Here is a 22,678-nt window from a genome sequence, read left to right as displayed (position 1 = left end):
GATAGTGAATATTGACATGGCTGCACCGCCCGATCATGGATGACCTGCACGGGCGGGCAGGGCGACTTTGCGGGCGAGGAAGCCTTGAAGCTGATATCGATGAACCGGCGTCAAGTCGCCTCGCATGCGGAACGTGATCGCATGTCATCGGCGCTGGCAAGCTGGACAAATGGCGTCGTCGTTCGCCATACGGACCGAATGGACCCGAATGGCCGGCTCCGCGAAGGGCGGAATGGCCGCTTTCGGGTCGCGGCGACGAAAAGGATGGCTGAATTGAACGAGAAGAAGCCGGCACGTCGAAAGGCATCCACCAAGGCCGAGCAACGCGCCGAGATGATCGAGCAGATTCTGGATGCGGCGGAGCATCTGTTTTCCCAGCACGGTCTCTATGGCGTGACGCTCAAGGACGTCGCCAAGCGGATTTCGGTGCACCACACGCTGATCAACTACTATTTCGATGACAAGAAGGCGCTGTTCGACCAGGTCTTCGCGCGCCGCGCGGTGGTGACCAGCGAGCGGCGCATGCGCATGCTCGACGCATACGAGCAGGCGAGCGCCGGCAGTCCGACGGTCGAGGGCGCGCTGCGCGCCTTTCTCGATACCGACCTCGATCTCTACATCGAGGGTGGCGAGGGTTGGCGCAACTACGCCGCGCTCGCCTCCCAGGTTGCCAACACGCCCGAATGGGGCGCGGCGATGATGGACGAGCATTTCGATCCGGTGGTGCTGCGGCTGATCGGGCTTCTCAAGCAGGCGCTGCCCGACTGCGCGGAAGAGGATATCTTCTGGGGCTATCATTTCGTCACGGGCGCGCTGATGCTGACGTTGGCGCGCACTGGCCGCATCGACAAGCTGTCGGGCGGTCTGTGCCGATCCGACGACTTCGCCGCCGTGAAGCAGCGCATGTCCACCTTCATGGCCGCGGGTTTCCTCGCCATCTGCCGCAAGGGCAAGCCGGCCTAGTCTCTTTCTTCCAGGGCGCGCGGGCGCCCGGCGACGGCCCGCGAGCGAGGAACCGCTTCCGGGAAATTCAACTCTTTGTCTGGTGAGTGAAAACATGATGGAACACGTCGAAGAGATCGGATCGGAACTGCGTGGTCGCGTGTCGATCGTGACAGGTGCGGGCGGCGGACTTGGCCGGTCGCATGCCATGTTGCTTGCCCGTCTCGGCTCACGGGTCCTCGTCAACGACATGAACCTGGAAGCCGCCGAGCGGGTGGCGCGCGAGATCGCCGACGCCAGCGGCGAAGCGCTCGCATTCGCGGCGTCTGTCACGGACGAAGCCGGTATCGAGGAGATGGTCGCGCGCGTCATGGCAACCTGGGGGCGGGTCGACATCCTGGTGAACAACGCCGGGATCCTGCGTGACCGGAGCTTCGCCAAAATGACCATGGCCGAATTCCGTGCGGTGGTCGACGTGCATCTCATGGGGTCGGCGATCTGCACCAAGGCGGTGTGGGACATCATGCGGGAGCAGCGCCATGGCCGCGTGGTGATGACCACGTCGTCCTCCGGCCTGTTCGGCAATTTCGGCCAAGCCAACTACGGGGCAGCGAAGATGGCTCTGGTCGGCCTCATGCAGACGCTCGCCCTCGAAGGGGAAAAGTACGGTATCAAGGTCAATTGCCTGGCGCCGACCGCGGCAACCGCGATGACGGACGGATTGCTGTCAGAAGAGAGCTTCGCGCGACTTTCACCCGATCTCGTCAGTCCCGCCCTGCTGGCGCTGGTGTCGGAGGATGCGCCGACACGGGCCATTCTCTGCGCAGGGGCCGGCCACTTCGCGCGCTCCAACGTGACGCTGACCACGGGCGTGCATGTCGGCGGCGGCGCGGATGCGCCTCGCGGCGTTGTTGCGAACTGGCACCGGATCAGTGATCGGACGGGCGAGATCGTTCCCGATTACGGGTTCGCACAGATGGAACGTGAACTGGCGAGCGGACCCGACGAGGCACGGTCGCGGGGCGGCGCAATGGCGTAGCCGCGACCGGAAGACCCGGCCGACATGTTGCGTCGTCCGGGACGTTTCAATGCCACGGATTGACTGCAAGGGACGGGGCGAGGGGCTCGCTTCGGCGTCTCCGCCCGGCGTCGGTCCCGCCGTGAGCCTCGGATATTCCACTGTCTCCTATCAGCCCGATCATCTAGTGTAGGGTCATCAACGAGACAAGACGGGACCCTGTTCAGATGAAGAATCCACTTTTCTACAAGAAGATCGTGCCGCTCGACAACGTCAAGCATCGCGATCTCCGTCTGACGAGAAAAGGTAACGTTTTCCCCTTCGCCCGCGGCGCCAATCTGATCCCGGCGGTCATCGACGAATTCGGAGCGGCCATGGCCCATCTCCCGATCGCCTTCCTGCCGGGCGCCAAGCAACCGGCCGCCGTTTTCCTGATCGGCCTCGAGCCGGGCAGCAACCTGTTTCTCGAGAGCGACGACAGTTGGGTGGGGCGTTACGTGCCCGCCTATCTGAGGCGCTATCCGTTCATCGTCGGCGACGTGCCGGGCGGTGAAGCGCTCCTTTGTCTCGACGAGGGCGACGAGGGCATCAGCACGAGCGAAGGCGAACGGCTGTTCAACGATGCCGGTGAGGCGGAGCCGGCCGTGATCCAGGCTCGCGATCTGTGCGCCAACTACAAGCGTTCCGCCGATCGCACCGACGAATTCTGCGCCACGCTCCAGAAACTCGGCCTGTTCGAATCGGTCACGCTGAACGCGCAGACGCCGGATCGCGGCAACACGGTCGTGCACGGGCTGTTCACCGTCGACGAAGCCGCCTTCGACCGCCTCGCTCCCGAGGACGTGACCATGCTGCACGAAAAGCGATTCCTGAAGCCGATCGTTCAGCATATGGCAAGCATGGGCGCGGTTACGAAGCTCGCCGATCGGAACGCCGAAAGGCTGAAGGCGTCGGCGGCGTGACGTCGGCGATCACAAGCACGAACAAAATCGACTATCGCGCATGGTCGAATCGAATTTTCTCAATGCGCGATAGTACCAGCCGATGCTGACATCGGTACCTACCGACTAAGATCGTCTTTTAATTATCTGGGCCGTCTGCGGCTTCAGTTGTATCATTACAAAAAATTAACGGGTATTCTCCCGCTCGCGAAATGAGCGTGGGTGGGAGAATGGGTTTGTTCAGCGCGGTATCGAGCGTGCATATTGCCCGCAGAGTTCTGATCGCGTCGGTGGTCGCCCTCGGGGCTGCCGCCGCTTGGCCCGCATATGCCCAGGATGCCGCAACGACCGCGGCCCCAAGCACGGCAGCGACGACCACCCAGGCTGTCGTCGACGGGTTCCGGTCGGCGAAGTTCGGCATGAGCAAGGACGAGGTTCGCAAGGCGATCGAATCCGATTTCGGTCTTTCGGGGGAAGCCGTCGGCGAAGGCGAGAACGTGGCCGAACGGACAGGGCTCCTGACCATCCGGGCGGACGATGTCCTCAGGGACGGCGGGCCCGCCCAGGTCTCCTATGTCTTCGGCTACGAATCCAAGCAGTTGATCCAGGTCGGCATCCTCTGGGACATCGAGTCCAGCAGCGAGGCCAAGCTCCTGGCCAACGCCGAGGTGCTCGCCTCGTATTTCCGGACGGCGGGCTATGCCCCCGAGACGGTTCGCTCCGGCCTCGCGCTCGACAACGGATTGCTGATCTTCCGAGGCGAGGACGCCGCGGGGCGGGCGACCGTTCTTCTCCTGCAAGGCACCTTCACCGACGCAGGAGACCAGCGCCGGTCCCTCGCTCCCACGGCACTTGCACTGCTCTATGCGGTGGATGCCGACAATCCGGATGTCTTCCGCATCCAGTCAGGTCAGTTCTGATGAACAAGCGAGCCGAAATGCCCAGAACGGGATGGACGGCTCGCTCTTCCAGGCTTCGAACGCTGAAACAGGGTTTGCTGGGTCGAACCAGCCCCTTCGTCATCGGCCTGATGGCCGGTCTCGTTCCGGCGGGCCCCGCCTTCTCGCAGGCGGTCAATCTCGAAGGCGGGGTTACAAACATCCTTGCCGACGGCCGCACCCGCACGCGGATCGAGACCACCGGACAGCACACCAAGATCCACACCGACACCGTCTCGAACGGCACGGGCTTCAACTCCTTCTCGGATTTCAGGCAAGCCGCCGGGAGCCAGGTCGACCTCTACGTGCCCGACAATGCGGGCAATCTCGTCAACATCGTTCGCAACGGCCCGGTCGTCGTCGATGGCATCCTCAATGCCTACAAGGATGGCAAGATCGGCGGAAACGTCTTCTTCTCCAGTTCGCAGGGCTTCATCGTCGGCGCGAACGGAACGATCAACGTCGGTTCGCTGACGGTCAACACACCGACGCAGGAGTTCCTGGAGTCGGTCATCGGCCGGGATGGGACGGTCAACAACGTCGCCGCCAGCCAGTTGATGGGTGGCGTCATCCCGATCTCGCCTGACGGCGTGATCTCGATCGCCGGACAGATCAACGCCGAAGGTGGCATCACGCTGCAGGGGCATCGCGTCAGCCTCTATGGCGGCGGCGTCCAGCTCGACGGCGTCGAGATGGGTCACCGGGAAAAGTTCAACTACAGCGTCAATGTCGGCGGTATGGCTGAAGGCGCTGCGCTCGTTTCGCGGGGCGGTTCGATCGCGATCGTTGCCGAGGGTGACGCCCGCCTCGGCGGCCGGATCGATGCGTCCGCGGCCAAGCCCGGACGTGGCGGGAAAATCAAGGTTACCGCCGGCCGCAACATCGAACTCGGCGGTGGGCTTGACGTTCGCGCCAATGCGCTGGGCGATGGCGACGGCGGCACGATCGAGTTCATTGCCCAGGATACGCTCGTTGCGCAGAGCGGCGCCCGGTTCACCGCCGTCGGCGCCGGCCATGGCGACGGCGGCTTCGTCGAACTGAGCGGCAAGACCGCGCTCATCGGCGGAATACAGTTCGACCTGTCCTCGGAGTTCGGCCGCAACGGCACCCTGCTGATCGATCCCTACGACCTCTATATCGGCGGCAGCGTACCCCTCGGCACGACCGGCGATTTCAGCCTGATGGGAAGCATCACGTCGAACGGGGCGGACGTCGTCTTGCAGGCCGACAATTCCATCACCGTGGTCGGCGGCGGCTTCATCGACACGACGAGCGCGTCAGGCGATTCCGGCGACATCACGCTCGAAGCGCCCTTCATCACCATCGCCGATGGCGCATGGCTCACCTCGGAAGCCGTTGGCGGCGCGGCGGGCGACATCCTCCTCGATGCGCGGGCCGCCGATAGCGGCATCCTGGGCGCGGTCATCGGCGCCAATGCGGCGGCGGGCATCGTTCTTGCGGACGGCTCGTCGATCAAGGGTGGCAACATCAGCCTCACGGCCAATGCCCACTCGGAGGCAGGGCTCTCACCCATAGCGGTTCTCGATGCAACCGCGACCATCGTCATCGGTTCGGCGAGTATCGCGGCGAGCGGACATTTCCTCGCGCATGCGGATGCCAGCGTCACCGCGGATGGCGGTGGTCTGCCTCTGCCGTTCGGCGTCATCGTGGCTGACGTGGTGTCGTCCGTCACCGTGGGCGGCACTGCACAGATCGGCGCCGCGAGCGCGTCCCTGCTCGCCGACGCGGCGGTGACCGTCGTCATCGCCACGCAGTCGCTGGTGCCCGCCAACTCCGCCGCCGACGGGGCGGTCGCGGTTTCGACCATCGACAGCAAGGCGCTGGTCGACATCGCAGGCAATGCGTCGCTGACGATCACGAACGCCCTGGTCCTGGCCGCAACCAACGACGTCATCTCCCATGCCAGCGCCGTTCCGGTGGCCGCTGCGTTCGGCGCCAGCGTCGGCGTCAGCGTCGTCACGGCGACCACCACAGCCAGCATCGGTGGCAATGCCGGCATCGCGACGGGCAGTCTCGCGCTCGGCGCCTCGACGACCACCGACATCGCCGTCACAGCCGCGGCCGCGGCGGGCGGTGCCACCGAACCGCAGGAAGACAGCCAGACCGCCGGCTTCCTGGATCAGTATGGCGAGAACGCCAGCACCGACGAGGGCGGCGTGTCCGTCGTCGGCGCACTCGCGGTCTCGGATCTCACCTCGACGACGCTTGCGCAACTCGCCTCCTCGGTCGAACTGGTTTCCGGTGGCACCGTATCGGTGTCGTCGTCCTCCACCAACGGAGCCGCCCTGGTTGCGGACGGCTCGGCAGTCGAATCGTCCGTCGGCGTCGGCGTGGCCGTCGGCGTCAATATCGCGCGGATCCGGAACGACGCCATCGTCGCGCAGGAAGTCACGGCGACGGGCCTGACCCTTTCGGCCGTGATGAACGGCGCAGACGGGGTCAATCGTTTCTCGAACTCGGCGACATCGGGCGCGGGGGCGACCAATGTCGGCATCGCCGGGTCGTTCGCGGTCAACATCGTCGACACGCAGGCGTCTGCGACGCTGACCGGAGGCGCGCAGGTCAACCTCGGCGGCGGGTCGCTGTCGCTCACGGCCGCCAATGCAACCGACGTGTCTGGCGAGGCTCTCCCGTCGGGCGACGGCGCGACGGGCGGCACGGTCGGCGTCGGCGCGTCGGTCGCGCTGAACATCGTCGCCAATCGGGCCGTGACCGAAGTCGCCGACGACGCGGCCATTTCAGCCGCCGAAGACGTGACGCTGGACGCAACCGGCGTGTTCTCGGTGTCAGGCGAGGCGAGCGCCGGCTCTGCGGGCGGCATCTCGATCACGCCTTCGCTGGCACTGTCGCTGATCAACAACACGACCACGGCGCGCCTGGGGACGGGTTCGACACTCCTTGCAAGCGGCGCGGTTTCGCTGACGGCGATCCAGCAGTCGAGCATCACCACCAAGGCTTCCGGCAAGGCCGCCGGTGCCAACGTCGCCATCGGCGCTGCGATCGCGATCGCGATCATCGACGACGTGGTCCTGGCGACGACGGCAAGGTCCGTCGACGCGGATGGAGACGTGACGTTCGTCGCGATGGGCGCGTCGTTCTCCGAACTGACCGCGGAAGCGAGCGCCGTTGGCGCCGCGGCAGAGGACGAGGGCTCCGGCGAAGGCGAAGGCGGCGACGTCAACAGCCAGGTGACCGGCAAGATCGGCTCGGCGACCGAGAAGCAGGAAGCGTCGGGCGTCGGTAGCGACGACCAGCGCCAGGCGACTTCCGAACAGGCCGCCGACGAGGATGGCCGGTCGGCGGAAACGAGCGAGGGTGGCGTCTCGGTTGCCGCCGCGGTGGCCGTCAACGTGCAAGGCGCGAAAGTGACGGCGGGGGTCCCCGACGGCGTGGCGATCACCTCGGGCGGCAGCCTGACGATCCGCGCGGCTGGAAACACCGAAGGAAAGCTGACGGCGGATGGCTCCGCCGTGGGCGAGGACGAATCGGCGCAGAGCGCCGTCGGGATCGGCGCCGCCGTTGCCGTCAACAAGGTCTCGGCGCTGACCGTCGCGCGGCTCGGCGCTGCCAGCCATGATCTGAACGGGCTGACTATCGAGGCGACATCGCTCGACATCGCGGCCTTCGTCGCGGACCCGACGAGCGATGAACGCCGCGCCGACATCTATGAAGCAAGCGCATCGTCCGGCGCGGGGGCTTCGAACGTCGGAATTGCCGGCTCGCTGGCACTCAACCTGATCGACACCGAAAAATCGGCAACCGTCGCTGGCGGTGCGTCGTTGCAACTGAACGACGGCGCGATCGTCATCGCGGCCGACAACCAGACCGAAACGACGGGCAAGGCCCTCCCGGTTGGGGATGGAGCCACGGGTGGCAAGGTCGGTATCGGCGCCTCCGTCGCGATCAACATCGTCGCCAACCGGTCGATGGCCATCATCGAGAGCGGCGCGGTCCTTGACGGGACGGGATCGGCGGAGCTTTCGGCCAGCGGTGGCCATTCGGTGACGACCGAGGCCGAATCCGGCTCGGCCGGCGGCGTCGCGGTAACGCCGGTGCTCGGCCTGTCGATGGTCAGCAACACGACCATGGCGATGATCGGGACCGGTTCGGTGTTCGTCACCAGCGGCGGCGTGTCGCTCGCTGCCTCCCAGGAATCGACCGTCTCGACGTCCGCCACCGCGGCCGCCGCCGGCGGTACAGCCGCCATCGGCGCATCCCTCGCGCTGGCGCTCGTCGACGATGTGGTGTCGGTGACGACGCTCCGCAGCATCGATGCCGGTGGCGACGTATCTCTGTCGGCAAGCGGTATCTCGACCGGAACGCTGGTGGCCAAGGCCAGTGCGAGCGGCGCAGCCGCGGCCGACGACGAGGGCGAGGCCGAGGACGGCTCGACCGTCGACGACAATGTCGACCAGCAGCTGGAGTTCGGCGGCGGTCGCCAGAAGACCGGAGGCGTCGGCAATTCCGCCCAGCAGGATTCCACCACCAGCGGCGTCAACGACAAGGACGGCCGCTCGGCCAAGTCCGAGGAAGGCAAGGTCTCGGTTGCCGCGGCCGTGGCCGTCAACGTCACCAACGCCACAGTCACGGCCGGGATTTCCGGCGTTAACATCACCGCCTCGGGCAACCTGACGATCGCCAGCGCGGCTTCGGTCTCCGGCGACCTGTCGGCCGATGGATCGGCCGCCGATTCGCAGGTCGGCATCGGCGTCGCCGTCGCGGTCAATGCCGTCAACAAGACCAACGCCGCCCTGCTGGGGACGGGAACGCATTCGGCCAACGGCGTGTCGGTCTCGGCGGTCCAGGCCAGCGATGCCTCGGGTGTCGTGGCCGATGTCTATGTCGTCAAGGCATCCTCGGGGGCCGGCGGCTCGAAGGTCGGCATCGCCGGCGCGCTCGCGCTCAACCTGATCGACGCCAGCGCCTCCGCCCGCATCGATGGCACCGCGGTCGTCAATGCCGGTTCCGGCGCTTCCGAGATCAAGGCCGAGCAGGACGTCTCGGCGACCGCCGAGGCGCTTCCATCGGGCGATGGCACCAGCGGCGGCAAGGTTGGCATTGGCGCCTCCGTCGCGCTGAACCTGATCACCGCGACGACGCTCGCCGAACTGGCCGACGGCGCGTCCTTCGAGGATGGCGAGGGGCTGGCTGTTTCCGCCACGACGGGTCTCGCGACCATCACCAATGCAGCGGCTGGTTCGTCCGGAGGCATCGCCATCGACGCCGTCGTGGCTCTGGCCATGCTGGATACGACGACGACCGCGCGAATCGGGTCGGGCACCGGACTGGACATGGCCACCGGCGCCGTCACCGTGACAGCCACGAGCACCGGCGCGCAGGCGGCGAGCGCCGACGGCGCGGTGAAGGCCGGGAACGTCGGCGTGGGCGCCGCGGCAGCCGTCATCATCGGCGGCGGAGACCAGGACGGCGCGCTCAAGAACACGTCCGTCACTTCTGCGACGCTGGCCCGGAACGTGTCGGCCGGATCGGTCGAGATCGCGGCCGTCTCCGAGCGGACCTATGTCGCCGAAGCCACGGCGACCGCTGGCGGCGGCAAGTCGGACGCGGACGATTCCGACAAGCCGCCGGCAAAGCCAGCGACCAGCACCAACACGCTGTCGACGACCGAATCGTATCAGCAAGGCACCAACGAGGCGGATGCGGAGAGCAGCGGAACGGGCTCGGGCAGTGGATCGGGCGGCAGCGGCGGCTCCGGCAAGAAGGTCCAGGTCGCGGCAGCCGTCGGGGTCGCCGCGGCGCAGGACGTCGTCTCGGCGACGATCGCGGGAGGCCTGACGATCAATGCGACGGGCGCGGTTTCCGTCACGGGGTCGAGCACCATCGACATGGCCACGCTGGGCAGCGGCCAGGCGGGCAGCTTCGGCGGCACGGGCAATGCGCAGGTCGGCGTGGGCATCGGCGTCGCTCTCGGCATCATCACCGGTTCGACCTCGGCCACCATCGGCGATGGCGTGGTCATCACCCAGTCCGGCAGCGTGACAGTGTCGACCACGACACGCGAGAACGTCGGCGCCGACTTCATGGACCGGCTCACGGCGCGCGCGATCGCGGGAGCGTCCTCGTCGAAGGTCAGCGTTGCCGGCGCGATCGCCGTCGGTATCTCGCTCTCGAAGTCCGACGCCTCCATCGGCGACGACGTCGAGGTCGACAGTTCGGGCGCGGTCACCGTTTCCACGGACAACCAGAGCCGCCTGGCCGCCAAGGCCATGGCCGCGTCGTACACGTCGGGCAGCGCGGCGATCGGCGCGTCGATCGCCACCGTCTATTCGGATCGTTCGCAGATCGCGTCGGTCGGCGCGGGCAACTCCATCACCGCGACGGACGTGTCGGTCACCTCCATCAACCGTGAGGTCGACGGCACGTTCGTGTTCCAGATGCCGACCTCGGTGGACGAGGACGGGCTCAACGGGCTGAAGGACCAGTTGACGGAAAGCGCCTTGCTGGGCGCCAGCAACTACTATGCAGAAGCCATGGGAGGCGCGGCGGCGCCGAGCGGCGTGGCGGTGCAAGGTTCCTTCGCCGTCATGGTGTTCAGCGACGACGTCAAGGCGACGATCGGCGAAAGCGCCAACAGCACGGCGCCGACCGACATCACGGCGTCCGGGGCGGTAACGCTTTCGGCCGACAGCGCCTTCACCGCGCGCGCCCTGACGGGCGGCATCGCGGTCGGCAGCAGCGTGGGCGTCGGCGTTTCGGCCACCGTCATCGTCGCCAGCGGCCAGACGCAGGCCTTGCTGGCGGGCGGGACGGTGATCGCGGATTCGGCCTCGTTCCTGGCGCGCGCCACCGCTTCGCAGGATTTCGAGGCCTATGGTGTCTCCGCCGCGGGCGCGAGCACGGCGGGCATTGCCGGCGTTGCCGTCGTCATCACGTCCGAGAATGTCGTCGAGGCATTGGTCGAGGCCGACGCGGAAATCCATTCCTCGGGAGCCGTCTCGATCGAGGCAACCAACGACTTCACCAGCTTCGCGTTGGCCGGCGGCGCGGCCGCCGGCGGCACGGCCGGCATCGGCGCGGCCGGAGCCGTCGTCGTGGTCGACAACGTCACGCGCGCCGCGCTTGGCGACGGGGAGGATTCGTCCAGTGGCGTCGTGGTCATGGCCGGTGGCGCGGTCGGCCTCAGCGCCACCGCGACCCAGACCGCCACCACCATCGCCGCAGCGGGTGGCGCGGCCGGTACCGCGGGCGTCGGCGCGGGCGGAGCGGTCTACGTTCTCGGAACCGTGACCGAGGCTTTCGTCGGAGATCACGCTCGGATCGGCGGGATGGGCTCTCCGGTCGGAGCCCTGTCCATCACCGCATCCGACGAGAGTGACCTTGCGACCGTGTCCGGCGCCTTCGGCGGCGGCGGCAGTGCCGGGGTCGGCGCGGCGGCGGCCGTGGGCGTGCTCGACAAGGCCATCACGGCCAGGATCGGGATCGGTGCCAACGTCACCGCAACGGACGTATCGCTTTCCGCCAGCGACCTGGTCAGCGCCACGACTGTCGGCGTCGGCGTCGGCGTCGGTGGCGCAGCCGGCGTGGCTGGCGCGGTTGGCGTCTTTTCGGTTTCCGACACGACGACGGCGCTGATCGCTTCGAATGCGACGGTCCATTCGCTCGGCAACGTCGCGGTCGTTTCCGTCAACGGCACGTCGCTGGATACGATCAGCGGCGGCGCCGGCATCGGGGGATCCGCGGGCGTCGGCGCATCCGTCAGTGTCAACCTCGTCGATACGACGACCCATGCCACTATCGACGGCGGCGCGAACGTGACGGCGCTCGGACAGGGCGCGGCACATGCCTATCTCGCCGGATACCAGGGCAACTTCGTCAACTACGGATCCGACGACGACTTCGAAGGGCCTGATCTGGAGGCCTACGAACTCGACGCAGCGACCGGTTCTGCGTCCGCGCCGATGACCGCCGAGGATGCCTTCACGGCGGGATTGTCCCTGCTGACCCAGAAGCGCGTCTCGACCGGGGTCACCGGAAGCGCGCATGGCGTGATCGTCAATGCTGCGACGGCAACCGAAATCCGCTCGCTGGCCGTCAGCGGGGCGGTCGGCGGCGCCGCGGGCGTCGCGCTTTCCGCCGACGTTCCGATCGTCACGACGGACACGCAGGCGACGATCGGCATCAATGCGCGGATCAACCAGGGTGCCGGGACCGCGAATGCGGCGCAGTCGGTCACGGTGGCCGCCGCGAGCGACTTCTACTATTTCGGTCTCGCGGGCTCGGCGGCAGGCGGCGGCGCGGCCGGTGTCGGCGGTGGCGCAGCAATCGCCATCATCAACCTGACCACCAATGCGTCCATCGGGGACGAAACCTTGACGTCCGCGGCGGGCGACATCGTGGTTGCCGCCCGGGCGCGCGAAGACATGATGGCGTCCGCGGCGGCGGGCGCCTTCGGCGGCTATGCGGGCGTGGCAGGCGGCGTGACGACCATCGTCATCGACACCCATACGACAGCCACCCTCGATGGCGTTGCCCATGCCGGTGGCAATGTCGACGTGATCGCCGACGACCAGACGCGGATTTCCATGCTCGCGGGTTCGATCGGCGTTTCTGGCGCGGTCGGCATCGGCGCCTCGATCGGCGTCGTGCAGATGGACAAGACGGTCTCGGCCCTGATCGCCAGCGGCGCCAGCGTCACGGCGCTCGGCGGGGCGGCGCGCAGCGTCTATAGCGGCGATGATTTCATGGCCACGCGCCAGGCGAGCGGCCTGAACGTGCTCGCCAACTCCAACCAGTCGGTCTTCACGCTGGCGGTTGCCGGGGGCGGCGGCCTGTTCGTCGGCGCGGCCGGCGCGGTGACACTCGAACTCATCGACGTGCTGGCGACGGCCACGATCGGCAACAATGCCAGGATCAACGAGGACAACACGGGTGCGGCGCCCGATCAGGATGTCGTCGTCACCGCGCGTGACAGCACCTCGACCCTGGTGATCGACGGTGCAATCGGCCTCGGCCTCGTCGGCGTGGCGGGCGCGGTGGACGTCGCCGTCTTCAGGAATTCCTCGGCCGGGACCATCGGCGATGGCGCCTTGGTCAATGCTCATCGGAACGTGTCGGTCAGCGGCCTGTCGAACAAAGCGACGAACTCGACCACGGTCAGCGCCGCGGGCGGCATCGTCGGCGTCGCCGCGGGCATCTCAATCTACAGCTTCGGTGACGGCGTTTCTCCCGACGGCGAAGGGTCGCAGGAGATCGGAAACGCCACCGAGGACGGCAGCGGCAGCCTGACCAAGATCACGGAGATGGCCGATTCCCAGGGGCGGGACGGATCGACCAACGAAGTGCTCTCCGAATCGAGCGACGAGCGAATCCGCTCGATCAGCCAGGAGGCGCAAGACCGTCGCGGCGCGCTCGACTTCACCGCGGCGACCGAGCTCAGCGTTCCGGGCGGAACGTCTGCGAACATCGGAAGCGCGACCATCAACGCTGGCGGCAAGGTCGGGGCATCGAGCTTCGACCAGTTGAATACGCGTTTCAACACGGGCGCTATCGCCGGCGGCATCGTCGGCGTCGGCGCGGGAATCGGCGTCGTCACCGTCGACACGACCAACACCGCGCAGCTTTCGGGCACGTCGACGATCACGGCCGGATCGCTGGCGATCATGGCAATGACCGACCACACGGTGAACGGGCTTAGCATCGCCGGTTCGATCGGCTATGCCGCCGCGCTGTCGGCCGACGTCGCCATCCTGCGCGACCGGTCGCGGACATATGCGTCCGTCACGGGCAGCAATCTCGTGGTCTCGGGTGGCGTCGCGGTCAACGCCACCAGCGTTCGGACCCTCGACGCCAGCGGCTACGGCGCGGCGGTGGCCGGGGCCGCCGCAGCGGGCGTGTCCGTCGTCACGGCGGAGATTTCGGGCGAGGTGGAAGCCTCCATCGAGGACGCCGAGATCGGCAGCCTGGCCAGCCGGTCCGGCAGCGTGGAGGTCGTCGCCGACGCCACCGAGCAGGCGCTGACCTATGCGCTCGCCGCGGCCGGCGGCATCGGCATTGCCCTCCAGGGGTCGGTGGCGGAGTCCAGCGTCTCGACGACGGTTTCGGGCACGATCGAGAACTCGAACATCTACACCAGTGGCGCGATCACGCTTGGGAGCGAGGTCCAGCTCAAGGCGGACGCGGAGGCGAAAGGCTTCGCGCTCGGCGGCGTGGTCGCGGCGGGCGCTTCGATCGCCACCGCCAAGGCCGCGGCCACCAATACCGCCTCGGTTTCCGGATCGACGCTCGACGGCGGCAGCATCGCCGTCACCGCGAACCTGTCACCCATGTCGGGCGGCCCCGCGGCCAAGGCGCAGGCGTCCGGCTCGTCCGGTGCGCTGGTGGGTGTCACGGCAACCGAAGCCAATGCCACGACCACCGGCGCCTCCATCGCCCTGGTGCAGACGAGCGCGCTCAAGGCGACCGGGTTGCTCAAGGTGGAAGCGATCGGCAACACCGATCAGTATGCCTATGCGACAGGCAAGACCGGCGGCCTGGTCGCCATCGGCTCCAACACCGCGCGGGCGCGGTCGACGACGACGACGCTGGCGCGCTTCGTCAATCTCGACGGCCTGGAGGCGGGGTCCGTGGAACTGCACGCGACAGGCTTCGACAGCAACTTCGCCGGGGCGCTCGCGGGGACCGGCGGCGTGGTCGCGGGCACGGCCTCGGAAGCCTCGACATGGTCGACGAGCACCACGCGGGCGGCCGCGGACACCACCAGTCCATCAGACAGCTACACGATGTCCGCCGTCCACGGCCTGATCGACATCAACGCGACGCATACGTCGCTGTTCGGCGGCACGGTCGACAGCACCCAGGCGTCGCTGGCCGGTGCCAGCGGCGCTCGCCTCAATCACACCGTCATCAGCACGGTCGATGCACATCTGGGCGACAACGCCGTCGTGCGGGCGGCAAACCTGGCGATCACCGCACGCAACCAGACGCACAGCTTCTTCGTCGGCGAGGCGGCCTTCGGTCTCTATCCCGGCTCGACCCCGTCGTCGAACTTCAACTCCGACAATGGCGGCTGGAACGTCAATTCCGGTTCGGGCGGGCTGGTCGATGCGCCGGCCGGTTCGATCGCCGTCCAGATCGCGCACACCACGGGCGCAACGATCGGCGCGAATGCCGACATCCACCTGCTGGCGCAGGGCACCGGCATGTCGCTTCTGTCGATGGAGGCCTACAACGAGGTCATCGCCCACCAGAAGGCCAAGCTCGATTCAGGTGGCGCCGTCGCAATCGCGTCCACCGAAATCGCCATCAACGCGGTCGTCAACGCGACGGTTTCGATCGGCGATGACAGCGACGTGGTCGTGGACCTCGGCGACATCGACATCGCGGCGTGGGGACAGGCCGACATCGAGGCACGCTCCGTTTCCACCACCTCCGGCGTCGCCGGTGCGCCCTCGGGCAAGGCCTACGCGATCTACACGTCCACCAACAACGCCGTCATCGGCGACAACGTCCTGCTGCAGGCCAGCAGCGGGACGCTGCCCACCGATGGCTCGCTGCCCACCAATGGCACGATTTCGGTCGGGGCTGGCGGCGGACTGGAGGGCCGCACGGCGAACCTGCGCTTCCGCACCACCGTGGACCTGTTCAACAACACCGCGATACCGATCGACTCCAGCCCTGATGCCCGGATCCTGGTGACGGCGAACTCCTTCCTGACGACAGGGGAAGCCGACGATCCGCGCGGAATTCGCTCGGCCGGCGACATCACCCTCAAGGCCGTCCGCGGCAACATCTCGACCAGTGCCGTCGGCATCGGCAAGAACATCTATCTCGAGGCTCTGAGCGAGGTGGCGAGCGCCGTCTCGAACCTCTTCGGCGGCGGTGACGTCACGTTCGAGATCCACGGCGGCTCGGCAACGGTGCTCGGTTCGGGCACGGCGACCATCAACGGTCTGGTGCTCGCCGGCCTCCAGCGCCATCGCTCGCTGACGCTCGACTATACGGCCGACGACTGCGACATCCAGATCTCGGCGTGCATGGCGGCTCCGGTCGATGGGCAGATCGGCTACCAGGTGTCGGAGCCCGAGGAGATCGGCACGACGATCCTCGAGCGTCTGGCACAGCTCGAGCTGTTGCTGCTCGAGTACGGGAACGATCTCGTCGCCAAGGGCGCCTACCAGAGCGAGATCCGGTTCCTGCAGACCAAGCTCGCGGCCCTGGGTCTCGGCTCGTTCAACAGCAATGGCGACTTCGTCCCCAACCAGTATGTGGCGCCGAACCCGGTCGTCATCCAGTTCCAGATCGATGCCGAGAAGGGAAAGCTCACCACGGTCAACCAGACGATGGCGGCTTCGACGATCCTCGTCACCGAGGAGGGCGGCAGCCTGGCCGAAAACGTGACTAGTGCCTACTCGGGCATACAGTCGAATTCGATGACCGTCGCGTCCACGATCGCGACCGTTCTCGCCAGCGCCAACGACGACCACCCCGCGCCATCGGGTGCTTCGGCGGAGGTGACGAACCGCACCACCACGATCAACAATCTGATCGCCACCGGAAATGGGCATGCAACCGAGATCCAGGCGCGAATCGACAGCAACGAAACGCAGCAGACGGCTATCGACACCAACCTCGCCATCGTGCTGACCCAGCAGGCGGCCCTGGAAGCGGCCCGGATCAGCGGCGACGTAACCGCCGAACTGACCGCCCAGCTTGCCATCGACAATGCGATCGTTGCCATCGACACGGCGCTTGGCGTTATCGCCAGCAACAACACCGTCATCGAGACGAGGTCGGCTCAGGCATCGACGAACGCGGCCGCGATCTCGACCGCGGTCGAAAGCTTCGTGACCTGGGCAAACACCACCTTGACCACGCTGCCGCAATTCAGCGAGTTGGCGGCCCTGTCCACCAACGTGAACGCCATCAAGGGCGCGGGCGGAGAGACCGGTCTCGCCCCGAACGTTTCCGCGCTGGCAACGGCTTTCGAAGACTATGGCGACCGGTTGGGAGCCCAGATCACGGTCCTGCGCGCCACGCCGGCCGAGTCGGGCACGGTGGGCGGCATAAATTCTCTCAGCCAGTATGTCGGCCTGATCGATGGACTGACGGAGAACGTGGCCAGCTACACCGCCCTCCTGAGCGCGCCGACGTCGGCGCCGATGGCGCGCAGCATCATCGTGGAAGACACGATGGCGCGCATCGCCAACGTCTCGGTCTACGCGGACCGGCTGGTCGGCTCGGGCTCGTTGCAGGCGCCTGGCGACGCCCGCATTACGATCACCAACAACACGGCCAATTCTCTCAAGCTCGGCAGCCTGATCATCCCGACCTATGACGCCGGCAACGTTCGCTTCAATGGCGTGCTCGTTCACGACGAGGCGGGGATCAATTCGCTCAATCCGAACGGGACCGCCGGGGTCGGCCTTCGCGTTGTCGACAGGTTGTCGAGCACACGGTCTCAGGTCACGATCGCATCGAACTACAATCCGGACTCGCTGTTCTACCAGCAGCCGCCGGTCTCCACCCCGCAGGTGGCGCCCGACCTCGTCCTGACCGCCGGCTCGAAGATCATGAACCCGTCCGGCGCGGTCAACATCACGAGTGCGGCCGGCAACATCTACATCCAGGGCGAGATCGAGGCCGGGTCGCTCACCATCGTGGCGAAGAACGGCGACTTCGTCTCCTCCTACGTGAACGGCTTCAGCCATGTCGGCGGAGATCCGGCGAGCTTCAATTCCTTCACGAATGTCGCCGAGGCTGGACGCGGCATCATCGTCAACGGCTCGATCTCGATCGCCGCGCGCTACCTCAACATCAACTCGACCATCCAGAGCGGCATCGCCGAATGGACGCTGGACATCGGCGCCAATCCGCTGCTGACGACGAACACCGCCGCACAGATCGGCAAGACGCAGACGCAAGTGAACGACGCGGTCCAGGCCTATCTCAGTTCGATCGCCAACGTGGGCGGCGCGGCCACGTCGCCGATCATCGATCTCGGCGGCGGCGTCATCCTGAACATGGGACCGAAGGGCCTTCTTGCCAGCGAAGCCGCCGGCTTGCAGGCGGCGATCAACGAGTATCTGGCAAACACCTCCGGTACGCCGGTCTACAACGTCGTGATCGGCGGGCAACTGCAGTCCATCAACATCCGCGACTACATCTCCGGCGGCGTCGAAGGCCGGCTCGAGTTCACGATGGACACGCTGCAGGCGTTCCTCAACGGCTCCAACCCGGCCTATCGCTATGCGCTCGTCACCGGCTCGGACGTCGGCGCCATCGGCGCCACCTATGATGCGGCGGTCGGCCAGTATGTGGTGGACGGCACCAGGGTAAACGGCGGATACATCCAGCTCTACGGCCAGATCATCAACACCGCCTATGTCGGCGACGGGGAGCCGGTCGGCCGGCTCAACGTGCTCGACGGCTTCGGCACCATCAACATCACCAATTCCAGCGATATCCCGGTCATCCTCCAGGCGCTGCACACCGGTGACGACACCACCGGCACGCTGCGCGGCGTCGAGGGCAAGATCGAGATCACCGACGTGGTCTCGGTTTCGGTCGATGCGGACGGAAAGCCCACCGTCGAGATCCGGCGTACCACCTACACGCGTGAATATACGCCTGGCGAAGCCAACGGCTTCGTCCAGGTTCTCACGGAACTAGGAGCGCTGGACCTGAACGGCGACTTCGTCGTCGACGTCGGGGGCAGCACGCTGGCCACCGGCGGCGACCGCGACTCGGTCTACAATCCGACTGCCGACCTCCGCTACGTCTGGCAGATCGGCACGGACTACACGAGCGGTCTGACCTACAGCTATACGCGCGACAGCTTCTTCACGATCAGCGCGCTCACGGTCGCCTCGCGCGTCAGCGACATGAGCCTCGTTTCAGGGCCCTCGATCACGGCGGTACGGCGCCTGCCGGACGGAACCTACCTGTCGACCGCGACGACCGTCATGCCGAACCCGGCACCAAGCACCAATAACGGCCTGATCGTGACGTTGCCGCAACTCACAGCAGCCAACAGCACGATTTCCGACCAACCGCTTGTTTCGGCAAGCTATTCATATCAGACGGACATTCAGGTCGTCGAAGGCGATACGACGAAGACCTGTATCGGCTGGACGCTGTGCACGGTCTGGAGCGTGAAGACCGACTACAGCGTGACGCAGAAGTATACGACGATCACGACCCACTCGCTCAAGGCGGACAATCCGATCGGCATTCACTTCATCGGCCAGAACACGGGGGCCGTCTCGGTCACGTCTGCAAGCGACGTGGTACTTGCAGGGAAGATCACGAATGTCGCGGGAGGCGTCGCCATCGACGTCGACGGAAATCTGGCCACCGTCGGATCGGCCGCGACCATCGAGGCGCGCAACATCGATCTCGATGCGTCCGGCTCGATCGGGGGACTCAACTATTCATTGCCGACGGGCCTTCCGGTCGTGTCCAATGCGCCGGCCATCGGCGTCATGCTGCGCGGCGGCGCGCTCAATGCGGCGGCGGCGAACGGCAGCGTTGCGATCGAAACCCGGGGCACGCTGGTCGTGGGAGAGGTAACGGCGGCCGGTTCGGTCGATGCCGGCGCGGGCAAGGTCACGCTGACCGCGCTCGGAGCCATCGAAGGCGAAGACGAGGATTCGCTGATCCAGGCAAAGCGCGTGATCCTGTTGGCCGGTCTCAACATCGGCTCGACGGCCGATGGCGGCCAGCTTCAGGTCAACACGGGCTTCACGCTCGACCGGGCCTTCGGGGATCCAGCCGTGACGCCGAGCCTGGAGATCAATCCCTCCTACGGTCTCAGCGCGACCGCAGGCGGCAGCATCGGCATCGCTTCCAGCACCTGGAGCGACAATGCCGACGGCACCATGCTCGTCGATCAGGTCATCTCCATCGGCGGCGACGTCCACCTCGTCGCCGAGGGGCGCATCCTCGACAACAACCCGGTCGAGACCGTCGATTCGCGGACCTACGACCAGCTGCTTGCCTATTGGGAGTCGCTCGGCCTGCTCGCCGAGGATACCGACCGCGGCATCGACGGCACGCTCAACGCCGAAAAGCAGGCCGCGACCATCGAAGGGTTCGAGCGGGGACGCACACAGGCCTATCGCCAGTACTGGCAGCTGCGCGGCGCACAGCCCGATGGCGGCGCGGTGTTCGATCCATCCTATGTCGTGACCGTCGATCCCTCGTCGCCGCTCCATGCGGCTCTCGTGCAGCAGTATGAATCGGCCATCCGCGCCGACAACCCTGCGCTGGACGACGGCGCGGTGGCTGATGCGGTCAACGCCAGGATCGCCGCGTATGAAGCATCGCAGACCCAGCTGTACCGGGATCTGAACACCCAGGTCGGCGGCCTCACCGATGGTTTCGACAGCGATTTCAACTATGTCGCGAGCATTGACGAGCAGGCGGCGTTGACGCGCGGCGCGACCTGGACCGAGCGCCAACTCGCGTTCTCGCTGTCGGCGGGCGCGCTCAAGACGGTCACGTCGACCAATCCGGTCGTCAAGGCGCCGAACGTCTCCGGCCGCAGCGTGACGATCGAGGCCGGTCTCGGGATCGGCGAAACGGTGGGTGCAGGCACGCCGGATGTCGGCGTTTCGATCGCCGCAACCATCGATCCGCGCAACCTGACGCTTGCGCAGCGCATCGCGCTGGCGTCGGCGGAACGCTCCGATCTGCAGCTTTCGGTTCAGTTCGAGGGTTCGACGGTGCTGATCCCGCTGGGCAAGAACCGCGACGAGATGACCACGACCGAGCAGGCCGCCTTCGACGCGGTCCTGGACAAGACGATCCCCGCATCCGACATGACGATCGTCATCCTGACGAAGCGTCCCCTGAACTTCAACGCACCGGACGGCGTCAACATCGTCGTCGACGAGGCGCCGGACGGGACGACGCTCGACAGGGGCACCGCGCATCTCGCATCGCGGGGCAATGGCGTGCTTGGCACCATCACCGTCCCCGGCGAAACGCGGATCAAGGTTCTCGGGACGATCGTCAATGCTTCGAACAGCGCGGTCAACACGGGCAACCTGATCCTCGAGGCTGCGCAGGGCGGCATCGGCGCCGGCATCAACCCGCTGACCGACAGCCCTTACCCGACACTCCAACTCGCTTTGAGAACCGGATCGACCCTGACGGCACGGGCGCAAAACGGTATCTCGATCGATTTCACCGGCGATGCGCTGATCGATACGGTCTACTCGCCGCAGGACATCAAGCTCACCTCCGAAGGGTCGATCCTCAACGCCAATGGCGACCTCCTGATCAACATCCTCGGCCAGAATGTGGTTCTCGAAGCCGACGGGACGATCGGCACAACGCTCGCCGCGCTCAATGTGGGCAATGGTCTCGGCGGCGGCATCACGGCCAGCGCGAGTGGGCTGATCAATCTTTTCGGCTCCGCCGGCCATGCCTTCGTGATCAGGCAGGCGACCTCGGACACCGGCTCGATCAGCCTGACGGCCGCGCTGGAAGGCGTCATCGATGGCGACGTCACGGCGCCCGGCCGCATCAGCCTGTCATCCGGCCTGCGGATGGTCGTCTCCGGCAATGGCGCGATCGAAACCTATGCCGACATGATCGAGGTGTCGGGGGCCTCGCTGAAGATGATCAACGGCGCCACCATGATGGCCCAGTTCGGTCGGGTCGTCGTCGACGTCGATGGCGATGCGGTGGTCACCGGCATCGAGAGCGGCGTCGGACTGGCTGACGCGGTGTCGATCACTGCCGGGGGGCGCATCTTTGCAGGCACGCTGGAAGACCGGGTCGACATCACGGCCATGGCCACCGGCGCTGGCGTCTTTCTTCGCGCGGGGCTCGGCATTGGCGACAAGACGCAGGCCAACGACAAATGGCAGGACGGCACCGGCGACATCGCCGGCAGCGCCAACCTGATAACCGACACGCCCAACCCGCTTCGTCTGCGCACCAACACGCTAGACATCGCGGCTGCCGGATCGATCTATCTCGAGACGCTGACCGCCATCACCGCCGCGACGATCGTCGCCGATCCCGGCGACATCTATGTCTGGGGATCCGACGACTTCCACGGAAACCTGATCTCGGCGACCGGCCTAGTGTTTTTCGACATCAATGGCAACCTGACGATCGACCAGCTTCGCGCGGGCTCGTTCGATCTCAGCGCTGCCGGAACGCTCATCCTTCCCGATGTGGAGGTCGCCACCGAGGCCGTGCTTCGCGCCGGTTCGTTGATCGTCAACATCAAGCAGGTTCCCGAGGGTCCGCCGCGCCTGAAGCTCACATTGACGGGGTACAAGGGAGCGGTCGGAAACACCGCGAAGGTCTTCGTGGATGCACCGGCGGGGCTGGAGATCGGCGATCTCTTCTTCACCGAAACCGAACTTCAGACGACGGCGCGCTTCGTTTCGATCCTCAACGCGTTCGTGCCCGGGTCGCTTCTGCTCGAGACGCCGTTGCAGACGCTGCTCTGGGAGAACCGGACGCCTCTGCCGCAATACCGGCAGAACGTCCAGCTCTTCCAGCCGGGCTTTGCGTTCAACCTGACGCTCGACGATTTCCGCACGACCACGAACGCCTTCGTCGTCAAGTATGATGCGACGGCAGAGATCATCGATGTCCTCGACGGCGTTCCCTATCCCGGCGCAAGCCTGGTTCGCGATACCATTCGGTCCATGTACCGGCAGGGGAGCGCCGACGGTATCGATGGCGGTCCCGGTGCCACGGAATCGGGCGGCGAAAGCGAGGATGATGACGATGAATCGCTGGGCGGCGAGCAGGCCCAGTCGGGCACCCCGATCGGTCCCTACGTGGCGGTCGGCGCCTTTCCGGCGCTGAACCTGCGCGCAATACCGTGATGGGCG

General features: G+C 66.4%; 5 protein-coding genes. All 5 read left to right on the top strand.

The annotated features are described in order from the left end of the window. The first annotated feature begins 264 nt into the window (after nt 1-264). The 5 genes from EJC49_RS15765 to EJC49_RS15745 all read left to right on the top strand — a co-directional run bounded on the left by EJC49_RS15765 (nt 265) and on the right by EJC49_RS15745 (nt 22,672). Complete coding sequence (locus EJC49_RS15765; protein ID WP_126700898.1) at nt 265-963, top strand: TetR/AcrR family transcriptional regulator; 699 nt, start codon at nt 265-267, stop codon at nt 961-963. A 94-nt stretch (nt 964-1,057) separates the two neighbouring features. After that, entirely contained in the window at nt 1,058-1,981 is a 924-nt protein-coding gene (locus EJC49_RS15760; RefSeq protein WP_210211809.1) for an SDR family NAD(P)-dependent oxidoreductase, read from the top strand. 206 nt (nt 1,982-2,187) lie between these two features. Next, entirely contained in the window at nt 2,188-2,922 is a 735-nt protein-coding gene (locus tag EJC49_RS15755) for a SapC family protein (RefSeq protein WP_126700897.1), read from the top strand. Between the two features lie 398 nt (nt 2,923-3,320). Beyond that, a complete protein-coding gene (locus tag EJC49_RS15750) occupies nt 3,321-3,821 on the top strand; it encodes a hypothetical protein (protein ID WP_126700896.1) in 501 nt (166 codons plus the stop codon). A 74-nt stretch (nt 3,822-3,895) separates the two neighbouring features. Beyond that, entirely contained in the window at nt 3,896-22,672 is an 18,777-nt protein-coding gene (locus EJC49_RS15745; protein ID WP_170314740.1) for a leukotoxin LktA family filamentous adhesin, read from the top strand. Nucleotides 22,673-22,678: the final 6 nt, after the last annotated feature.

Source organism: Aquibium carbonis, assembly GCF_003970795.1.
GTDB lineage: Bacteria > Pseudomonadota > Alphaproteobacteria > Rhizobiales > Rhizobiaceae > Aquibium > Aquibium carbonis.
Note: the sequence above shows the minus strand (reverse complement) of the source record. Positions and strands in the feature narration are given on the sequence as shown.